The following is a 20,001-nucleotide window of genomic DNA, read 5'->3' as shown; positions in this document are numbered from 1 at the left end:
CTAACTTCCACTATTTAATGTGGTGGGGGTGGAATTTAGTTTTGCAATTGAGGAAAAGTGAACAATAGTTGAAATAATATACGTAAATGCAGTAATATACAATTAAGTAGGATATAATAGTCTTATACTAATGTTCATAAATTAATGTAGACTAGCATTTAGGCTAGTTATTTTTTAAAAATTAAAAAAATAAATTTAAATGTAAATAGTGGGGTTGTTAGATATGTCAGAAAAAAGGATCTTTAATGAGGAAATTGAAACTAAAGAGAAGATTGATATTAAAGAAAAAATAGAAACTAAGATTAGAAAACCCAGTAACTATATGGTGATTATTCATAATGATGATTATACAAGTATGGAATTTGTTGTGCAGGTCTTAGTTGGAGTTTTTAAAAAACAAGTTGTTGAAGCTACAAAAATTATGTTTGATGTACATAAGGAAGGTAGTGGTATTGCCGGAATATATAGCCACGATGTAGGCTTAACAAAGATTGATCAAACTATGGAAATGTGTGAAGAAAGTGGATTTCCATTGAAATTAACATTAGAAGAGGAGTAATTATGCAATTAGATGATATAGTAAATGAGATTATTACCGCAGCTTTTAATGAAGCTCAAATGTCAAATCATGAGTACTTTACCCCTGAACATATTCTTTACGCTTCTTTATTTTTCGAAGAGGGTATAGAAATAATAGAAAATAGTGGTGGTAATGTTAAAAGACTTAAAAATCAAATAAAAAAATTTTTAAAGGAAAACATAGAGGTCGTAGAAGATACAGAGCCAATACAAACAGTTGGAATACAAACAATTTTATCAAGTGCTGCAGATCATGTTATGTTATCTGGAAAAGAATTAGTAAAGATAGGCGATGTTATTGTTGCTATGTATGATGATGAGGAAAGTTTTGCTTCTTATTTCTTAAGACAACAGCAGATGAAAAGGCGAGATCTTCTTAATTATATAGCACATGGCATATCTGTAGTGGATACACTTGATTTTTCATCTGGTATAGATAGTGAAAGAGAAGATCAAGTGAGTTTCACGCAAGATGAAGAAGAGACAGAATACACTTATGATGAAGATATGGATAACCCAAATGAAAAAGTAAACTTTTTAAGTAGATTTACAGAAGAGTTAACGGAAAAAGCAAAAAAAGGACAAATGGACCCACTTATTGGGAGAAAAAACATTCTTTTAAGAACACTTCAGGTATTATGTAGAAGACTTAAAAACAATCCAGTTCATGTAGGGGAACCGGGAGTAGGTAAAACGGCCATTACTCAAGGACTTGCACAAATGATTGTTGAAAATAAAGTGCCTAAATTATTGCAAGGAAGCAAAATATATTATTTGGATATGGGAGCATTAATTGCAGGTACAAAGTATAGAGGCGATTTTGAGGAACGTATCAAAAAAGTATTAAATGAAATTAGTAAAGAAGAAAAACCAATTGTATATATTGATGAAATCCATACTATAGTTGGTGCAGGTGCAGTTTCTGGGGGATCCATGGATGCTTCAAATATTTTAAAACCATTTCTTGCGGATGGTAAGGTAAGGTTTATTGGATCAACTACTTATGATGAATATAAAAAGCATTTTGAAAAGGATAGTGCATTAGCTAGAAGATTTCAAAAGATAGAAGTTCCAGAACCATCCACTCAGGACACTTTTAATATTCTTATGGGGCTTAAGGATAAATATGAAGAGTACCATAATGTTACGTACAAGGATGAGGCTTTAAAAACAGCAGTAGAATTATCTAGTAAGTATATTAAGGAGAGGTTTCTACCAGATAAAGCTATAGATATTATGGATGAAGCAGGTGCTTATGCAAGGCTCCATGCTGGCGATAATGATGAAAATATTGTTATAACAGTGGGTGCAGTAGAGAAAATAGTTGCTGCCATTGCAAAAATTCCAGAGCAAAGTGTATCAAGTAATGAAGTTGATACATTGAAAAACTTAGATGCTAATTTGAAGAAACAGGTGTTTGGACAAAGCAATGCTATAGATACATTAGTAAAGGCTATAAAAAGATCTCGAGCAGGCTTTAATGAAGAAGACAAACCAATAGCATCTCTTCTTTTTGTAGGTCCTACAGGAGTTGGAAAGACAGAAATAAGCAAACAATTAGCTAAGAGTTTAGATATACCACTTATTAGATTTGATATGAGTGAATATCAAGAGAAACATACAGTAGCCAGACTTATTGGTTCACCACCAGGGTATGTTGGCTATGAAGAAGGTGGAATGTTAATTGAGGCTATTAAAAAGAAGCCATATTGTGTTCTGCTTTTAGATGAGATTGAAAAAGCTCACCCTGATATATTTAATGTGCTTTTACAGGTTATGGACTATGCAACACTTACAGATAACACTGGTAAAAAGGCAGATTTTAGAAATGTAATTTTAATTATGACTTCAAATGCAGGAGCTAGAGAATCTAGTAAACATATAGTTGGATTTGGAGAAAGAGTGGGTGCTAGCGGAGCAATTACTAAAGAGGTTCAGAGAGTATTTTCTCCTGAGTTTAGAAATAGATTGGACAATGTAGTTGAATTTAATAAAATTGATAAAGTTATGGCTCTTCAAATTGCAAAGAAAGCAATGAAGTTGTTTGAAGAAAAACTATTAACTAAAAATATAAAGTTAAAGGTAACAGATGCATTATACGATTGGTTAAGTAAAAAAGGTTTTTCAGAGGATTATGGTGCAAGAGAAATTAATAGAGTTGTTCAACAAGAAATTAAAACTTATTTTGTTGATGAGGTGCTCTTTGGAGAACTTAGTACTGGTGGTAGTGCCACGGTTGACATTGTTGATGATAAACTTACAATAACAAAAGACAAGTCAAAAGAAGAAAAAGAAAAACATAAATAAAAAATACAAATAAAAAGATGTTGCTAATTAAAACGGCAACATCTTTTTATTTGATTTTCTCTGTTTTTGAAAATTGGTTACTTAATATAATAATATCTACGGTCCTATTTTTAGCTTTTCCAGCTGCAGTTTTATTCGTAGCTACTGGCCGATTATCACCATAGGCTACTGCAGATATTTTTTTAGGAGAAATTCCTGCTTTTGAAATAAGTAGTTCTGTAACATTAGTTGCACGAATTGCAGAAAGCTGCCAATTAGACTTAAATTCATTATTACTCATTGGAGTACTGTCTGTGTGTCCTTCAATTCTTACATAATTATTAACGTGATTTAGTATTTTACCTATGCTAATTAGCTTTTTAGTCGACACTTCTTTAACATCTGCTGCACCAACATCAAAGAGCAGTGAAGTTCTAAGACTTACCGCAAGTCCTCTCTCATCAATTTTAGTAGAGACGTTACTGGCTAAGCCATTAGTTTTCAAATAATTATCAACATTTTTTTTAATGTTTTCCATATTATTTGATTCTAATGCATTAGCATATTCTGAAGCCTTAGTATCTACTGATTGTTTAGCAGGTACACTTCCGCTCGAATCTAAAACACTTACACCAGATCCATCTCCAATAATACTTTTACCATTACTACCATTAAAAGCTGCATTAAGTGATTGAGATAATTGTTTGTATTTAGTAGTGTCTGCATTACTTGATGCATACATAATAACAAAAAATATCATAAGTAAAGTTATTAAGTCTGAATAAGTTAAAAGCCATCTATCATTACTAGCTTCCTTATTTTCCCTCCTTTTCTTCATTATGCTGCTCCTCCATTATCTATTTCATCAAATTTTCGTGCTTGTTTTTTATCAAGGAACCCTTTTAATTTCTCGGCTAAGATATTAGGGTTTGCACCTTCTTGCATAAGAAGAACAGCTTCAATTATTAATTGCTTTTCTTTAATTTCTTCATTATTTAAATCATTTAATCTTGAAGCTAGAGGAAGAAATATTAAGTTTGCAGACCCAACACCATACAAAGTAGCTATAAATGCAACGGCTATTTTTTCCCCTAGAATAGATGGGTCAGAAAGATTGCTTAAAACTTGAACTAGACCCATAACTGTACCTATAACACCCATGGTAGGTGCAAATCCACCTGCTGATTCAAAGATTGCAGCATTTTCTTTATGCCTATCATATGTGGACTCAAGTTCGAATTCTAGTATAGTTTTTACCATCTGTGGGTCTACACCATCAACTACTAGTTGTAAACTTTTTTTTATAAATGGGTCTAATTCGTCAGTTATTTCTCCCTCAATACTTAGTAATCCCTCTTTTCTAGTTTTAAAGGATAATTGTTTAAAATAACTCACGATTTCTACCAAATCCTTTTCTTTAGCTGTGAATATAAGTTTAAGCATTGCTGGGATATTCGCTAGTTTTTTAGGAGAAGTACCAAGACCTACGGATCCAATTGTACCTCCAAATACTATCATAGCGGCACTTCCAGCTGCAAGCATAATAGGACTTCCACCTTCTAAGATGAATGCAACTATCAGTGAGCCAAAACTTATTAATAAAAATATAACTGAAAAAATATTCATAAAATCCTCCTACTATTGCAGTTTACATCATAATATAACGGTATGTAAACAAAGTTTATATTCTGAAATTAAAATAATGCCATATAATAATCTTCGAACAAAGTTATAATTTATTTAGCTTTTTAGACAAATTAATTAGATTTTTACTGATTTATTATTATTTAAATTAGATTAAAATAGTTATAGTATAATTTAATAATTAATTTCTGTTATATGATTAAGAGGTGTACATTAGGAAAATGAGAATAAAAAAACTTCAAAAGGAGTATATAATTCCTTTTGAAGTCAATGATATCTTTAAATCTTTAATTTAATGTTACTATTTTTTTGGAATAATCTCTGTCCAGTAGCCATCTGGGTCCATAATAAAATAAATTCCCATAGGTTTATTTTCATAACATATGCAGCCCATTTTTTTATGATGTGCATAAGCTTCATCAAAATTATCTGCAACTACAGCAAGATGAAATTCATTTTCACCTAAATTATATGGTTCTGTTCTATCTTTCATACAAGTAAGTTCTAGCTTATGCTCGGTTGTTTCATCACCTAAAAATGCAAGAGTAAAGCTGCCATCTGATGGATGATGACGCCTAATTTCTATAAAGCCTAAAGCATCTTTATAAAATTTTATACTTTTTTCTAAGTCCAAAACATTTATATTATTATGATCAAAAGAAAATTTCATTTAATATAACCACCTTTTTAAGAAAATTTAATATATTAGATATACTATATTCTCATTATAAACTTACTTTAAATTATATTCATAGAATTATTAAAATAATAAAATATTATTTTAATAATTTTATTTACTTGAAACCTACGTTTGTATATAATTTTAGTATAATATTATAATTTAGGCGTAAGTATATAAAGGAAACTTAAGTTTATATATTTAATTTACATATAATCTAATTAAAATAAAAATAGTGTGTTAACACTATCAATAATGTAGGGAGCGATAATTTATGAAAGAAGCAAAAATATACTATATATACCATAGTGGGTTTGTCGTTAAGACTGAAAACCATTTTCTGATATTTGACTATTATAAAGAACCTATAAAAAACAAGTTAAAAGGATTGTTATTACCTGAAAATATAAAAAAAAAGAAAAATGTGTATGTGTTTTCATCCCATAGTCATGCGGATCATTATAATCCTAAAATTTTAGAATGGGAAAAATATAATGATAAAATACAATATATACTTAGTAATGATATAAAAATTGATAAAGATAAGTCAAATTATAATTTTATGGAGGAGGGTGACGAAAGAAAATTTAAGGATGTTTACGTAAAAGCATATGGTTCAACTGATATTGGAATATCATTTTTAATAAAAGTAGATGGATTAACTATTTTTCATGCTGGAGATCTAAATTGGTGGCACTGGAAAGAAGATAGGTTAGACGAACAAATACTTGCTGAATCATTGTTTAAGGCACATATAGAGAAGTTGGAAGAAGAAAAACCGATAGACATAGCGTTTTTCCCAGTAGATCCTAGACTAGAAGAGTTTTATTTTGTAGGGGGAGAATATTTTGCAAAAAAGATTCAGCCAAGGTTACTTATACCAATGCATTTCGGAGATGCAGTTGATATTACTAGGCAATTTGCAAGCCGAATGAATAAGATTAATATAAAAACTGTTGAAATAAAATATTCAGGTCAGGAAATAACATATTAAAAAAAAATTTTTAGTTGTATAAAGTAGAAATTAGAAAGTAGGATAAGATGGATGAGAAGAGAAACTAAAAATGAAAATATTTTTAATTATATATATATTATGATTGGAGCTACAATACTTGCAGCAGGTGTAAACTTGTTTTTTGCAAATCTTAAATTAGTAACGGGTGGGGTATCAGGTCTTGCTATTGTTATAGAGTATTTATCTATTAAGAATTATGGAGTAGATATCCCTTTGTGGTTTACTAATATGGTAGTAAATGTGCCACTACTTGCTATTGCTATAAAACTTAAGGGAAGAGCATTTGTTGGTAAATCCATGTTTGCTGCAGCTTATCTATCTTTTGCATTGTTTTATACAAGCTTTATACCAACACCGAAGGTTGATCTTTTGATAGCTAGTATATTTGGTGGCGTCTTTGTTGGGATAGGCTTAGGATTTGTATTAAGAGCATCTGCAAGTACTGGGGGAACAGATCTTGCTGCTAATATTATAAAAGTTTATTTGAAAAATGTTCCAATTGCCAAAATCATATTAGCAATTGATTCGACTATAATATTATTAGGTGCTTTTGTATTTGGAATTGAAAAGGCTATGTATGCATTAATATCCACGTATATAGTTTCAAAAGTAATAGATAGTATACTTGAAGGTATAAATTTTTCAAAAGCAGTATTTATTATTTCGGATTATTCAAATGAAATAGCAGAAATTCTAATGAAAGATTTAAATAGAGGAGTAACCGGAATACATGCTACAGGTATGTATTCTAAGGGCGAAAAGCAGGTATTATTTGTAGTAGTTGGAAAAGATGAAATATTGCCTCTTCAAAAAATGGTTAAGGAAATTGACACCAAGGCATTTATAACTGTTGCAGATGTACGTGAAGTGTTAGGAGAAGGATTTACGCAGTAAGAGGGGAAAATTAAGTATTATATTAATACTATCAGAATGTTTTTAAATTTGAAAAATAGATAACATTTCCAAAGTATATTTCTAAGTCTTCATGCACAAAATAGGTTTAGAAAGGGAGTGTTTATATATGAATGATAGAATAAACAGTAAACCAATAACATTTGACCACCCAGAAAAACTTACGCAGGGAGTTTCTTTAGTAGAAGGAGATGTAACAGCAAAAAGTTTCATCAGTGAAGTTGATGGACATGTAACATCTAACATTGTTATTGAAAACAAAGCTACAGGAGAAATGGCTAAGAGAGATGCAGTTATTGGTGAAATAGTTGAAGATGAGGATGAAGAAGAAGTAGATGCATGGGAAATTGAACGAGACGATATATAATTCCTTAACGTATATTTATATAATTAAATTATAACTTTTATCCTATAAAGTAGATTATGTAATAGATCTACTTTATAGGACATTTATATATATGAGGTAAGTTATAATAAGAGTTTGACATTTATTATTAAAGACATTATAATTTAATTGTCTATATAAAGTAATTAATGCATATAATAGTGTTTATAAGGTAAATGTAAAGACTTCGACGAGAAGAGTAGATATAAAAGGTAGTTTTAGCGATTTGGTGATGGTGAGAGGCCAATACGAAATTTATATTGAAGAACATCTTTGAGTTGCTAACCGAAATCATTAGAGAGTAGGCTTAGACGGGTCCAATCCGTTAATTGTTGGGTAGTATCAAATTATATTATGAAATATAATTTTGTACTAATTAGAGTGGTCATATTTTATGACAAATTGGGTGGCACGGCGAAATTATAGTTTTTCGTCCCTTTATTATTATGGGATGAAGGGCTTTTTTTATTATGTATAAAAGTATTAAATTATAAGGAGGGCAATTTTATGGAAAAATTGTTAGTGAAACAAATTTATAGAAGTAGTGAGAAATATGCAGATCAACTAGTATCTATCTCAGGATGGATAAGAACGCTAAGAGCATCTAAAGCGTTTGGATTTATAGAAGTAAATGATGGAAGTTTCTTCAAAAACATTCAAGTAGTCTTTGAAGAGAAGTTAGAGAACTTTGCAGAAATATCTAAATTACCTATAAGTTCATCACTTACTATTGAAGGAAAATTAGTTTTAACACCAGATGCTAAACAACCATTTGAGCTTAAAGCTACTAAAATAATAGTTGAGGGAATGTCAGATACTGATTATCCACTTCAAAAGAAAAGACATTCTTTTGAATATTTAAGAACTATTGCACATTTAAGACCAAGAAGTAATGCATTTTCTGCAGTGTTTAGAGTACGTTCATTAACTGCTTTTGCTATTCATGAATTTTTTCAAAAGAGAAATTTTGTATATACTCATACACCAATAATTACGGGGAGTGATTGCGAAGGTGCAGGTGAGATGTTTAGAATTTCTACTCTTGATTTTAGTAATATTCCAATGGACAAAAACAAAAAGGTTGACTATTCACAAGACTTTTTTGGTAAAGAAACTAGTTTAACTGTAAGTGGGCAACTAGCAGCAGAGGCTTTTGCATTAGCGTTTAGAAGTGTTTATACTTTTGGACCAACATTTAGGGCAGAGAATTCTAACACAGGAAGACATGCTGCTGAATTTTGGATGGTAGAACCTGAAATAGCTTTTGCAAATTTAAATGATGATATGAAACTAGCAGAAGATATGATGAAATACATAATAAAATATGTTATGGAAAATGCACCAGAGGAAATGGAGTTCTTCAACAGTTTCGTGGATAAAGGTTTAATTGAAAGATTAAATAATGTTGTTAACTCTGAATTTGGTCAGGTTACATATACTAAAGCTGTAGATATTTTAATGAAATCAGGGAAAGAGTTTCAGTATCCAGTAACTTGGGGCTGTGATCTTCAAACTGAACATGAAAGATATTTAACAGAAGAGGTATACAAAAAACCACTATTTGTAACTGATTATCCAAAAGAAATAAAATCTTTTTACATGAGGGTAAATGAGGATGGTAAGACGGTTGCCGCTATGGACTTACTTGTACCAGGAATAGGCGAAATTATAGGTGGAAGCCAAAGAGAAGAAAGACAGGATATTCTAGAAGCTAGGATGGAAGAATGTGGTCTTAATAAAGAAGATTATTGGTGGTACCTAGAACTAAGAAAATACGGTGGAACTAAGCATGCTGGATTTGGATTAGGATTTGAAAGAGCAATTATGTATATTACAGGTATGAGTAACATAAGAGATGTTATTCCATTCCCAAGAACAACTGGGTCTGCTGAATTTTAATCTAAGAAATCTAGAAATGATATAATGTAATGTATACAGATATAAATAGAAATAAAATCTCTTAGCCATTAAGCTGAGAGATTTTATTTTTAAATGTGTTATTATAAGTTATTACATTAAATTAATTGTAGTTATATTCACATATGAAAGTTAAAATGAGGGGGTAATAAGCATGAAAACAATTATTAAAGAATATGTATTGATAACTGTGGGAATAGCACTCGTAGCGTTAGGACTATACTTTTTCTTAATACCAAATAATTTAGCAGTAGGTGGTGTTAGTGGCCTGGCTATGGTTATAAATCAGTATATGCCAGGTATTACTATTGGGTCTTTAATGTTTGTATTAAATATTGTATTATTTATTGTAGGATTTATGTTCATAGGGTCAAGTTTTGGAGTAAGGACATTGTATGCTAGTTTCGGATTATCTGGCATGATATGGGGATTAGAAAAACTTTGCCCTATGAGTGGGAGCATAACGAATGATATATTTCTAGAATTAATATTTGGTATATTAATTGGGGCCGTAGGTATGGGTATGGTGTTCAATCAGAATGCATCAACAGGAGGAACAGATATAATAGCTAAAATGCTTAATAGGTATTTTCACTTAGAGATAGGTAAATCTCTTCTTATAGCAGATTTTTTCATAACAATACTCGCAGGGGTAGCATTTGGTCCTAGAATAGGAATGTATGCCTTACTAGGAGTTATTATCAATGGATATACAGTTGATGCAGTTATTGCTGGAATTAATAATTGTAAAAAAGTTGAAGTGGTTAGTTCAAGGGGCGAAGAGATAAAGAGGTTTATAATTGAAGATTTGGAGAGAGGAGCAACGATTTATACAGCTAAGGGAGCTTATACTAATGATGAAAAAGAAATTATAACTACTGTTTTAGGTAATAAGCAATTTGTAAAATTAAAAAACCATATAAAAGAAATTGATAAAACGGCTTTTATAATTACGTATAATGTACATGAAACTGTTGGAGAAGGTTTTAAAGATATAGATGAATAAAAAAATGAAAAAAACAATCTATTGACGAAAGTCAATAGATTGTTTTTAAATATGTTGTAATTAAGCTTCAACTGGTGCTCCTGTAGGACAAACACCTGCACAAGCTCCACAATCGATGCAAGTATCAGCATCAATAACAAATTGTGAATCTCCTTGGCTTATAGCGTTAACTGGACATTCAGGTTCACAAGCTCCACAGCTTACACATGCGTCAGTAATTTTATATGACATAATAACAACCTCCTTTTTTTACTAATTTACTACATAATATCATAATTGAACTAATAAATAAAGCGTTTTTTTGAAATAGAAAACTTTGCTAAAGAATTAACAAAATATATACATTTTATAGGTATTATATCAAACATATATTTATATTTTTGTATTAAAATTAAATAATAGAAATATTAAATCTGTTAAATATATGTAACTTACAAAAAAATAGAATATTTAATCTATGAAAAATTAATTCGAAGATTAAAGTAACAGTATTAAATGAACTGAATTAAACAATAGTTACAGCTAAAAACTAAATTTAACACAGTTCATTTAACACTTATGGTAGTTAGTAACTTTTAGCTGTATCTATATAAATGATGAGCTCATCCATGTAGCTATGAGTTAGTAACTATTGATAATATTATGTGTAAATTTCACGTAAGTATTCAATATAAAATAAAGAAATATTTTTTATCATTTAGTACCCAAATATAAAATGTTAAATTGAATGAATATTAAATATTGTCATCATTAGCTACTGACTATTCAATTTATCTTTGAATTGTATGTAATTGTTTACTGGAATATAATGAAGTCAAGGTAATTAATAAATTGTTACTTCATTTACATTCACTAATATGATTACAATATAGGGCAAACATAAGTAACTTGATACAATCTTTTAATAATTTTGGAGGAGTTTTATGAAAGGTTACAAGATTAATTTACGTATAAAGAATATTTTGCAAATTATATGTAATGAGAATGAGTATATTACAACTGCTAAAATAGCAAAACATTTAGACGTTAGTGGGAGAACCGTATTAAGAGAGATACATGAAGTAGAAAAATTCCTTAAACAAAATGGAGTAAGACTTGATAAAAAGACAGGAGTTGGTATTAAAGTAATTGGTACACGCCTTGAGAAACAAAGTATTATCAACTTGTTAAATGGAGAAAAGGATGAAACAATATACTCTCCAAAAGAGAGAAAAAATATAATTATTAGTGAATTACTTCAAAATCAAGAGCCAGTTAAATTATACAATTTTACTAGAACTTTAAAAGTTACTGAAGCAACAATAAGTAATGATTTAGAAAAAACAGATGAATGGTTTAAAAGGCATAGTTTAAATCTAATTAGAAAACAGGGACTTGGGGTATATGTAGAAGGAAAAGAAAATCATATAAGAAAAGCCATGGTTAGCTTAATTTATGAAAATACAAATGAAAGCCAGCTTTTAAACCTAATAAGGCAAAATTTAGATGATTCAGTAGTTGTCGCAAAAGATATAGAAGTTTCTTCTAGAAATAGGCTACTTAATTTAATAGATAATGAAACAATAAAGAAGATAGAAGTTTTAATTGAGAACATTGAGAAAGAAAGAGATTATAAGTTAGTGGATAGCGCGTTTGTTGGGTTAATTGTTCATATTGCACTTGCTATTGAAAGGGTAAAAAAAGGAGATAAAATAACCATAGATCATGAGTTCTTAAAAGAACTTAAGACAAGCCCTGAGTATTTAATTGCATCTGATTTATCTATTAATATATCAAAGTGTTTTGAAGTAGAAATACCAGAAGATGAGATAGGTTACATAACAATGCACATTAAAGGATCTAAAAATTACAAGGAAAAATATAAAACAGGAAATAAGATAATAGGAAGTTTTGAACTTATAAAGTTATCAAAGGAAATTATTAAAACAGCAGAGATTGAAACAGGAAGATTCCTTGGGAATAATGAGGAGTTGTTAAATGGATTAGTAAATCATCTTGGAACTGCCATTACAAGGTTAAAGATGAAACTTGATATTAGAAATCCACTTCTAGAAGAAATTAAGACTAATTATGATGATTTAATGAGGACTAGTACTAAATGTGCAAAAGTAGTTGAAAAACATATAGGAATAAAAATTCCTGAAGCTGAAATTGCATTTATCGCCATGCATCTAGGGGCTGCAATTGAAAATAGTGAAAAACTAATTAAACCTATTTACAGGGTTGCAATTGCTTGTGCTACGGGTATGGGAACTTCAAGACTTCTTGCTATAAGAATAGAAAATGAGTATGACAATATTCAAATTGTAGATATTATATCTACAATTCACATTGAAGAAAATTTTCTAAAAGAGAATGAGATAGATTTCATTATATCTACAGTTAATATAGAAAAATGTTCTAAACCAGTAGTAAGAGTAAATCCATTGCTTTTTAAAGAAGATAAAGATAAAATTGCAAATCAAATAAAGGATTTTAAAAACACAAATATTAAACATTCATATAAGAAAAATAAAGAAATCAAATTCAAAGACAAATTAATTTCATTAAATATATATAGTGAAGCGATAATAGAGATATTAGATAATTTTTTCCTTAAAGAAATTCCAGAAATGAGTAGCGTTGACGCTTTAATAATTGAAGCGAGTAGAGCAATAGAGCAAGATCCAGAGACGACAGAAAAAATAAGAATAGCGTTAGAAAGTAGAGAAAAAAAAGGTAATACAGTAGTAACTGGACATGAGATGATATTGCTTCATTGTAGAACAGATATTGTACGAAAATTATATTTTGGGGCTGTAAAGTTATCTAAGGGATTAGAATGTTTAAATGGAGAAGGTAAAATAGAAAACATTAAGCTTGGAATTATAATGCTTGCACCAGAAGATTGTAGTGCACTACAAATAGAAGTGATAGGGTATGTAAGTAAAATGCTAATTGAAAGAGTGGACTTCCTTAAATATTTAAAGGCTGGAGAAAGAGATTATGCATTTAATGAATTAAATGATATTTTAAAAGAATTTTATAAGCAAAAAGTAAATAATTAATGGAGGTATGAGTTATGGATAATACATCTAACATAAAAAATAAAGGAAAAACTAAAGAAAGAGTACAAGGGTTTGGTAGATTTCTAAGCGGAATGATACTTCCGAATATTGGCGCATTTATAGCATGGGGGCTAATTACTGCATTATTTATACCAAAGGGCTGGCTACCAAATTCTAATTTTGCTAAATTAGTTAGTCCAATGATAACTTATCTTTTACCATTATTAATAGGTTACACTGGTGGTAAAATGGTAGGTGGAGTAAGAGGTGGAGTAGTTGGGGCAATCTCAACTATTGGAATTATAGTAGGATCAGATATTCCAATGTTCATGGGCGCAATGATAATGGGACCTCTCGGTGGTTATGTTATAAAGAAATTTGATAATCTTATTGAAGGAAAAGTTCCAGCTGGTTTTGAAATGTTAATTAATAACTTTTCATCAGGGATACTTGGAGCAATGCTAGCATTGATTGCATTCTCGGGAATTGGTCCAGTAGTTCTAAGTTTAAACGGTCTTCTAAAAGACGGAGTAGAAGTCATAGTAAAAGCAGGGTTGTTACCTTTAGCATCTATATTTATAGAACCAGCAAAAATATTGTTTTTAAATAATGCAATAGGTAACGGAATCTTGGTTCCAATAGGTGCACAAGAAGCTAAAACAATCGGGAAATCAGTATTTTTCTTATTAGAATCAAATCCAGGTCCTGGACTTGGAGTACTACTCGCTTATTGGGTGTTTGCAAAAGGTGCAGTTAAGGAGTCAGCACCAGGTGCGATAATAATTCACTTTATAGGTGGTATACATGAAATTTATTTTCCTTATGTTTTGATGAACCCTTTACTTGTAATAGCAGTTATTTGCGGTGGCGCAAGTGGAATATTCACATTCCAAATTTTTGGAGCAGGATTAATTGCAGCAGCATCTCCAGGTAGTATAATTGCAGTACTTGCAATGACACCTAAGGGTGGATATTTTGCGGTAGTAGCAGGAGTACTCGTAGCAGCAGTGGTATCTTTCTTAGTATCATCTGTAATAATAAAAAGTACTAATAAAAAAACAGATGGCAATGAATTAGAAGAAGCAAAATTAAAATCTAGTGAACTCAAATTAAAGAAAAAAGATGAAATAGGTGAGACAAATGGAGTAGTAGCCAAAACTTTTAATAAAATAATATTTGCTTGTGATGCAGGAATGGGTTCAAGTGCAATGGGAGCAACAACTTTAAGGACTAAATTTAAAAGGGCAGGATATAATATTAAGGTAGTAAATTGTGCAATTGAAGCTATCCCAAAGGATGCTCAGATTGTTATAACTCATGAAACACTAACTGCAAGAGCAAAGAGTGTGGCTCCAAATGCTGAGCATATATCAGTTAAGGATTTCCTTAATAATCCTGCTTTTGAGATTCTCTCAGCAAGATTAAAACCTGTTGCTGATACTAATATACAGATTCATACTGAAGACAAAAGCGCTTTAAAAAATGAAGGTAAGAATGAAAGCAAAATTCTTGAAAAGAAAAATATAAAATTAGGTCTTGAAAGTACAGATAAGTATACAGCAATTAAAATGGCAGGTAGATTATTATATGAGGGTGGATATGTAGAAGAAGAATATATTGATGCCATGATTCAAAGAGAAGATGATCTTTCCACATATATTGGTAAAGGGATAGCAATTCCTCATGGAGTTGGTGAAGCTAAGAAAAACATTAAAAAAACAGGAATGGTAGTGCTTCAATTTCCAAATGGAATTAAGTTTGATGAAGAATTAGCATATCTCGTAATTGGTATTGCTGGAGTTGGAGATGAACATTTACAAATACTTTCTAATATTGCAATTGCAATTGAAGGGGAAGATGAAAGTATTACTGATAAGCTAAAAAGTACAGAAGATGTACAGTATATCTATGATTTATTTACAATAAAATCAGAAGATTAAATTCAAGATTAAATTATTAATAATAAGAGGTGAAATATGATTACAACAATAACAATAAATCCAGCAGTTGATAAGACTATTGAAATAAATAATTTCAGTGTAGGGAATGTTAATAGAGTTGCATCTGTTAGATTAGACGCTGGTGGAAAAGGAATTAATGTATCAAAAGTAATAAAGAATTTGGGTGGTGAAAGCCGTGCAATGGGAATTCTCTCAGGCACCTCAGGAAAATTTATAAAGGATTATTTAGATGAGATAAACATTTTAAATGACTTTGTTTTTACAAAAGGTGAAACTAGAACAAATATAAAAGTTGTTGATATGCTTAATCATACTAATACTGATATAAATGAGGCTGGTCCAGAGGCAAGTCTAAAGGATTTAAGTGACGTATGTGATAAAGTATTTAATAATATAAATAGTGATGATACTATAATTTTATCAGGAAGTGTTCCTAGTAACGTAGACAAGAAAATTTATGGTAATTGGATTACTAAGGCAAAAGAAAAAGGCGCAAAAACAATATTAGATGCTGATGGGGAAATGCTTAAGGCAGGTATAATAGCTGGACCTTACCTTGTGAAACCAAACATTGATGAGCTGGGAGCTATGTTTAATAAAAAAATAGGAGGTGTTGTGGAAACTGCGCAAATAGCGAAAAGTTTGCTTAAATATGGTATCATTATAGTAGCAGTTTCATTAGGGAGTGAAGGAGCAGTATTTGTAACAAAGGAAAGCACTATATATGCACACGGTCTTAAAGTAGACGTGAAAAGTACGGTAGGAGCTGGAGACTCAATGGTTGCAGCACTTGCATATTCACTCGAGAAGGGACTTAGTTTTGAAGATACAGTGAAGCTATCTGTTGCAACAGGCGCCGCAAATGTAATGACAGAAGGAACAAAAGCGAGTGATATTAAAACAATTATAGAACTTGAAAAACAAGTAGTATTTGAATATTTATAATAAATAAAAAAGGTGGTAATATATATGAAAACAAGAGCAGTAAGATTATACGGTAAAAAAGATTTAAGAATGGAAGAATTTGAACTTCCTGAAATAAAAGAAGACGAAATACTTGTAAAAGTAGTATCAGACAGTATATGCATGTCTACTTATAAAGCAGCAATACTTGGAACTGACCATAAGAGAGTACCTAGTGATGTAGCAGTTAATCCAGTAATTGTAGGACATGAAATGGCAGGAGATATAGTACAGGTAGGTTCAAAATGGAAAAATGATTTTAAAATTGGAAATAAATTTTCTATGCAACCAGCATTAAACTATAAAGGAAGTATGGATTCACCTGGATATTCTTATAGATATTGTGGTGGAGACGCGACTTATATAATAGTTCCACATGAAGTAATGGAACTTGGGTGTTTATTAAACTATGAAGGTAAAGCATATTATGAGGCATCACTTGCTGAACCAATGTCTTGCATTATTGGAGGTTTTCATGCAAGTTTTCATACAGTAATGGGTAGTTATGAGCACAAAATGGGAATTGTTGAAGGCGGTAAGCTTGCGATGCTAGCAGCTGCTGGTCCTATGGGCTTAGGTGCAATTGATTATGCTATGCATTGTGATAGAAAGCCATCTCTAATTGTAGTAACAGATATAGAACAAAGTAGATTAAATAGAGCAAGTGCAATATTTACTAAAGAAGATGCAAAGAAAGTTGGAATAGAATTAATATTTGTTAATACAAAGGATATAGAAGATGTTCCAGCTTATTTAAGAGGATTAACAGGTGGAACAGGTTTTGATGATGTATTTGTATATTCTCCAGTTAAACCAGTGGTAGAGCAAGGAGACAAGATATTAGGTAGAGATGGTTGCTTAAACTTCTTCGCTGGCCCTACAGATAAGCAATTCTCAGCTACTTTTAATTTCTATAACGTTCATTATCAATCAACTCATACTATAGGAACTACTGGTGGAAATACAAATGATATGATTGAGTCATTAAGAATGACAGAAAAAAATATTATAAATCCAGCAGTTATGGTTACTCATATTGGAGGACTTGATAGTGCAGCAGATGCCACACTTAAATTAACACAGGTGCCTGCAGGAAAGAAACTAATATATACAAACATATTTATGGATATTACAGCAATAGATGAATTTGAGGAAAAAGGTAAAAAAGATCCACGTTTTAAAAAATTAGCAGAAATTACAGAGAGTAATAAGGGTCTTTGGTGTGAAGAGGCAGAAGCATATTTACTTAAAAATTGGGAAGCTAAATAAAACAATAAGAAATTTAACATAAAGAAAGATACAGGATTAATTCCTGTATCTTTTTTGTTTTATTATATTAAACAAAGACCATCTATTAGAATTATAATAGATGGCCTTTGTAATGAAAATTGTTGTTTTATTTAATTATTTACCCAGTAGTTTTAGTGCTTTACTAACAACATTTTCTGTTGTAAATCCAAATTCTTTATATAAAACTTCAGCTTTACCTGAAGCTCCAAATCTATCAATTGAGATAACATCGCCGTCAAGTCCAACATATTTGTGCCAACCAAAAGAAGCACCGGCTTCAATAGCAAGTCTTGTTCTTACGGATGATGGCAATATAGATTCTTTGTATTCTTTTGTTTGGGCCTCAAATAATTCTAGGCAAGGCATACTTACAACTCTTGCTTTAATACCTTTTTCATTTAATAACTTAGCACCTTCATAGATAAATTCTACTTCAGATCCAGAAGCCATTAAAATTATATCAGGGTTTTGACCAGGTGTTTCATATGTTTTTAAAACATAGGCACCCTTTAAAGCTTCTATTGATGTCTCATCATAAAGAGGAAGGTTCTGCCTTGTTAGTATGAGCGCTGTAGGAGTTGCCTTTGAAGTAATTGCAGAGTACCAACCAAAAGCTGTTTCTTTAGAATCAGCTGGTCTAAATACATTAAAGTTTGGTAAAGCTCTGAGCGCTGCAAGATGTTCTATTGGTTCATGAGTTGGACCATCTTCTCCAACAGCTATACTATCATGAGTTAGAACATAAGTTACTGGTAAACCCATAAGAGCAGATAATCTCATTGCACCCTTCATATAATCACTAAATACAAAGAAGGTTGAAACAAAAGGTTTAAGACCTCCATGGACATATATACCATTTGCAATTGCTGCCATGGCATGCTCACGTACTCCAAAATGAAGGTTAGAACCATTTCTATCTGTCTTTGAGAAATCACCCATACCTTTCATATATGTTTTATTAGAAGGAGCAAGATCTGCAGAACCACCTATAAAGTTTGGTATATATTTCGCTAATATATTTATTATAGCACCAGAAGAATTTCTTGTTGCTGCTTTACCTTCAAATTTCCATAGTTCTTCTACTTTAAGTAAATCAACAGGAATGTCACCTCTCTGCCATGCTTCATATTCTTTAGCAAGTTTAGGATTTTCTTTACTATACTCTGCATAAAGTGCGTTCCAGGTTTCTTCTTTTTTGCTTAGTTTTGATTTCACAATTTCCATATGCTTAGTTACTTCAGCTGGAACAGTAAATGGAGCAAAGTCCCATCCCATACATTTTTTCATTTCAATTATATTATCTTCACCAAGTGGTTCACCATGTGCAGATGATGTGCCTTGTTTTTTAGCACAACCAAAGCCAATAACAGTTTTAATTTTAATAAATGTAGGTTTATTTAACTCAAGTTTTGCAGTTTCAATGGCTTTTCCTATTGCATCCATATCATTGCCATCTTCTACGTATAAAACCTGCCATCCATAAGCTTCATATCGTTTGCTTACATCTTCTGTAAAGGCGATATCTGTAGAGCCTTCTATTGAAATACTATTTGAATCATACATTAAAATAAGTTTAGATAATCCTAGAGTACCTGCGAGTGATGCTGCTTCTCCAGAAATCCCTTCCATATTATCTCCATCACCACATATAGCATATGTATAATGATCTACAATAGCATGTTTTTTTGTGTTGAATTTTGCTGCAAGATGACTTTCAGCTATTGCCATACCAACTGCATTAGCAACTCCTTGTCCAAGTGGTCCAGTTGTAACTTCAACGCCGTTTGTATGACCATATTCAGGATGACCAGGTGTTAAACTTCCAAATTGTCTAAAATTCTTTAAATCTTCAATAGTTAGACCATATCCGAAAAGATTAAGAAGTGAATATTCAAGCATTGATCCATGTCCTGCAGATAGTACGAATCTATCTCTATCTTCCCATTTTGAATTGCTAGGATTATGTTTCATATGGTTTGCCCATAATGTATAGGCCATTGGTGCAACTCCAAGTGGAAGACCTGGATGACCTGAATTTGCTTTTTGTATTGCATCAGCTGATAAAACCCTTATAGTATCTACTGTTAATTGTTCAATTTTATTCAATGTAAATTCCTCCTTATGGTTTTTAATTTTTATGTTCATTTATATTATTTGTAAAGATACATGTCTTATATTAAATATAGAGGATTAACCTCAATATTATAAGAATATATCATTTTACTTAAGATAACTAGGTTAATAATTCACTGCTTTTTATAATTGCTGATAAGGTATCAGTATTATACATACATTTTAAATATACAAAATAATAAGC

At 30.9% G+C, this 20,001-nt stretch carries 16 protein-coding genes and 1 other annotated feature; of the genes, 11 read left to right on the top strand and 5 right to left on the bottom strand.

The features are described 5' to 3' along the window. Positions 1–223 precede the first annotated feature (223 nt). Together Q0649_RS07080 and clpA are read left to right on the top strand one after the other, a co-directional pair. The gene (locus Q0649_RS07080; protein WP_298839368.1) at positions 224–559 is read left to right on the top strand and encodes an ATP-dependent Clp protease adaptor ClpS; all 336 of its coding nucleotides are present in this window, start codon (positions 224–226) and stop codon (positions 557–559) included. A gap of 2 nt (positions 560–561) precedes the next feature. Next, positions 562–2,886 carry an ATP-dependent Clp protease ATP-binding subunit ClpA gene (gene clpA, locus Q0649_RS07075; protein ID WP_298839365.1) on the top strand — a complete coding sequence of 775 codons (2,325 nt, stop codon included), beginning with the start codon at positions 562–564 and terminating at the stop codon, positions 2,884–2,886. A 46-nt stretch (positions 2,887–2,932) separates the two neighbouring features. Here the strand turns inward: clpA and Q0649_RS07070 are convergent, their stop codons facing one another. From Q0649_RS07070 to Q0649_RS07060, 3 genes are all read right to left on the bottom strand, one after another. Continuing rightward, a complete protein-coding gene (locus tag Q0649_RS07070) occupies positions 2,933–3,703 on the bottom strand; it encodes an OmpA family protein (protein WP_298839362.1) in 771 nt (256 codons plus the stop codon). Then, positions 3,703–4,491 carry a flagellar motor protein gene (locus Q0649_RS07065; RefSeq protein ID WP_298839359.1) on the bottom strand — a complete coding sequence of 263 codons (789 nt, stop codon included), beginning with the start codon at positions 4,489–4,491 and terminating at the stop codon, positions 3,703–3,705. The genes Q0649_RS07070 and Q0649_RS07065 overlap by 1 nt, the downstream gene beginning before the upstream one ends. Positions 4,492–4,810: 319 nt before the next feature. Next, positions 4,811–5,179, bottom strand: coding sequence for a VOC family protein (locus Q0649_RS07060; RefSeq protein ID WP_298839356.1), 369 nt, complete (start codon positions 5,177–5,179; stop codon positions 4,811–4,813). A gap of 283 nt (positions 5,180–5,462) precedes the next feature. On the opposite strand from Q0649_RS07060, the gene Q0649_RS07055 reads away from it, so the two are divergent. From Q0649_RS07055 to Q0649_RS07035, 5 genes are all read left to right on the top strand, one after another. After that, positions 5,463–6,182: an MBL fold metallo-hydrolase gene (locus Q0649_RS07055; RefSeq protein ID WP_298839353.1), complete on the top strand. Its 720-nt coding sequence runs from the start codon at positions 5,463–5,465 to the stop codon at positions 6,180–6,182. Between the two features lie 51 nt (positions 6,183–6,233). After that, entirely contained in the window at positions 6,234–7,097 is an 864-nt protein-coding gene (locus Q0649_RS07050; RefSeq protein WP_298839351.1) for a YitT family protein, read from the top strand. A gap of 127 nt (positions 7,098–7,224) precedes the next feature. Continuing rightward, on the top strand, positions 7,225–7,482 hold the full coding sequence (locus Q0649_RS07045; protein WP_298839348.1) for a hypothetical protein: 258 nt from the start codon (positions 7,225–7,227) through the stop codon (positions 7,480–7,482). Between the two features lie 196 nt (positions 7,483–7,678). Beyond that, positions 7,679–7,941 (top strand) — a binding site (T-box leader). Between the two features lie 66 nt (positions 7,942–8,007). Then, a complete protein-coding gene (asnS, locus tag Q0649_RS07040; protein WP_298839345.1) occupies positions 8,008–9,399 on the top strand; it encodes an asparagine--tRNA ligase in 1,392 nt (463 codons plus the stop codon). 172 nt (positions 9,400–9,571) lie between these two features. After that, on the top strand, positions 9,572–10,423 hold the full coding sequence (locus tag Q0649_RS07035; RefSeq protein WP_298839342.1) for a YitT family protein: 852 nt from the start codon (positions 9,572–9,574) through the stop codon (positions 10,421–10,423). A 60-nt stretch (positions 10,424–10,483) separates the two neighbouring features. Here the strand turns inward: Q0649_RS07035 and Q0649_RS07030 are convergent, their stop codons facing one another. Further along, on the bottom strand, positions 10,484–10,654 hold the full coding sequence (locus Q0649_RS07030) for a DUF362 domain-containing protein (RefSeq protein ID WP_071611800.1): 171 nt from the start codon (positions 10,652–10,654) through the stop codon (positions 10,484–10,486). A 692-nt stretch (positions 10,655–11,346) separates the two neighbouring features. On the opposite strand from Q0649_RS07030, the gene Q0649_RS07025 reads away from it, so the two are divergent. Genes Q0649_RS07025 through Q0649_RS07010 form a run of 4 tightly spaced genes read left to right on the top strand, consistent with a single transcriptional unit; the run spans position 11,347 to position 17,663 of the window. Next, a complete protein-coding gene (locus Q0649_RS07025; protein WP_298839310.1) occupies positions 11,347–13,470 on the top strand; it encodes a BglG family transcription antiterminator in 2,124 nt (707 codons plus the stop codon). 14 nt (positions 13,471–13,484) lie between these two features. Beyond that, positions 13,485–15,410 (top strand): PTS mannitol transporter subunit IICBA, encoded by a 1,926-nt coding sequence (locus tag Q0649_RS07020; RefSeq protein WP_298839307.1) that lies wholly within the window; start codon positions 13,485–13,487, stop codon positions 15,408–15,410. A gap of 36 nt (positions 15,411–15,446) precedes the next feature. After that, positions 15,447–16,376, top strand: a complete 930-nt coding sequence (gene pfkB / locus Q0649_RS07015) for a 1-phosphofructokinase (protein ID WP_298839304.1) — start codon at positions 15,447–15,449, stop codon at positions 16,374–16,376. A 24-nt stretch (positions 16,377–16,400) separates the two neighbouring features. After that, the gene (locus Q0649_RS07010; protein WP_298839301.1) at positions 16,401–17,663 is read left to right on the top strand and encodes a zinc-binding dehydrogenase; all 1,263 of its coding nucleotides are present in this window, start codon (positions 16,401–16,403) and stop codon (positions 17,661–17,663) included. 135 nt (positions 17,664–17,798) lie between these two features. Here Q0649_RS07010 and tkt read toward each other — a convergent pair whose 3' ends face one another. Further along, positions 17,799–19,829, bottom strand: coding sequence for a transketolase (gene tkt / locus Q0649_RS07005; RefSeq protein WP_298839299.1), 2,031 nt, complete (start codon positions 19,827–19,829; stop codon positions 17,799–17,801). Positions 19,830–20,001 lie beyond the last annotated feature (172 nt).

The organism is uncultured Clostridium sp. (genome assembly GCF_937920395.1).
In the GTDB taxonomy this organism is placed as follows: domain Bacteria; phylum Bacillota; class Clostridia; order Clostridiales; family Clostridiaceae; genus Clostridium_AD.
This window is presented reverse-complemented; position numbering and strand designations above follow the sequence as displayed.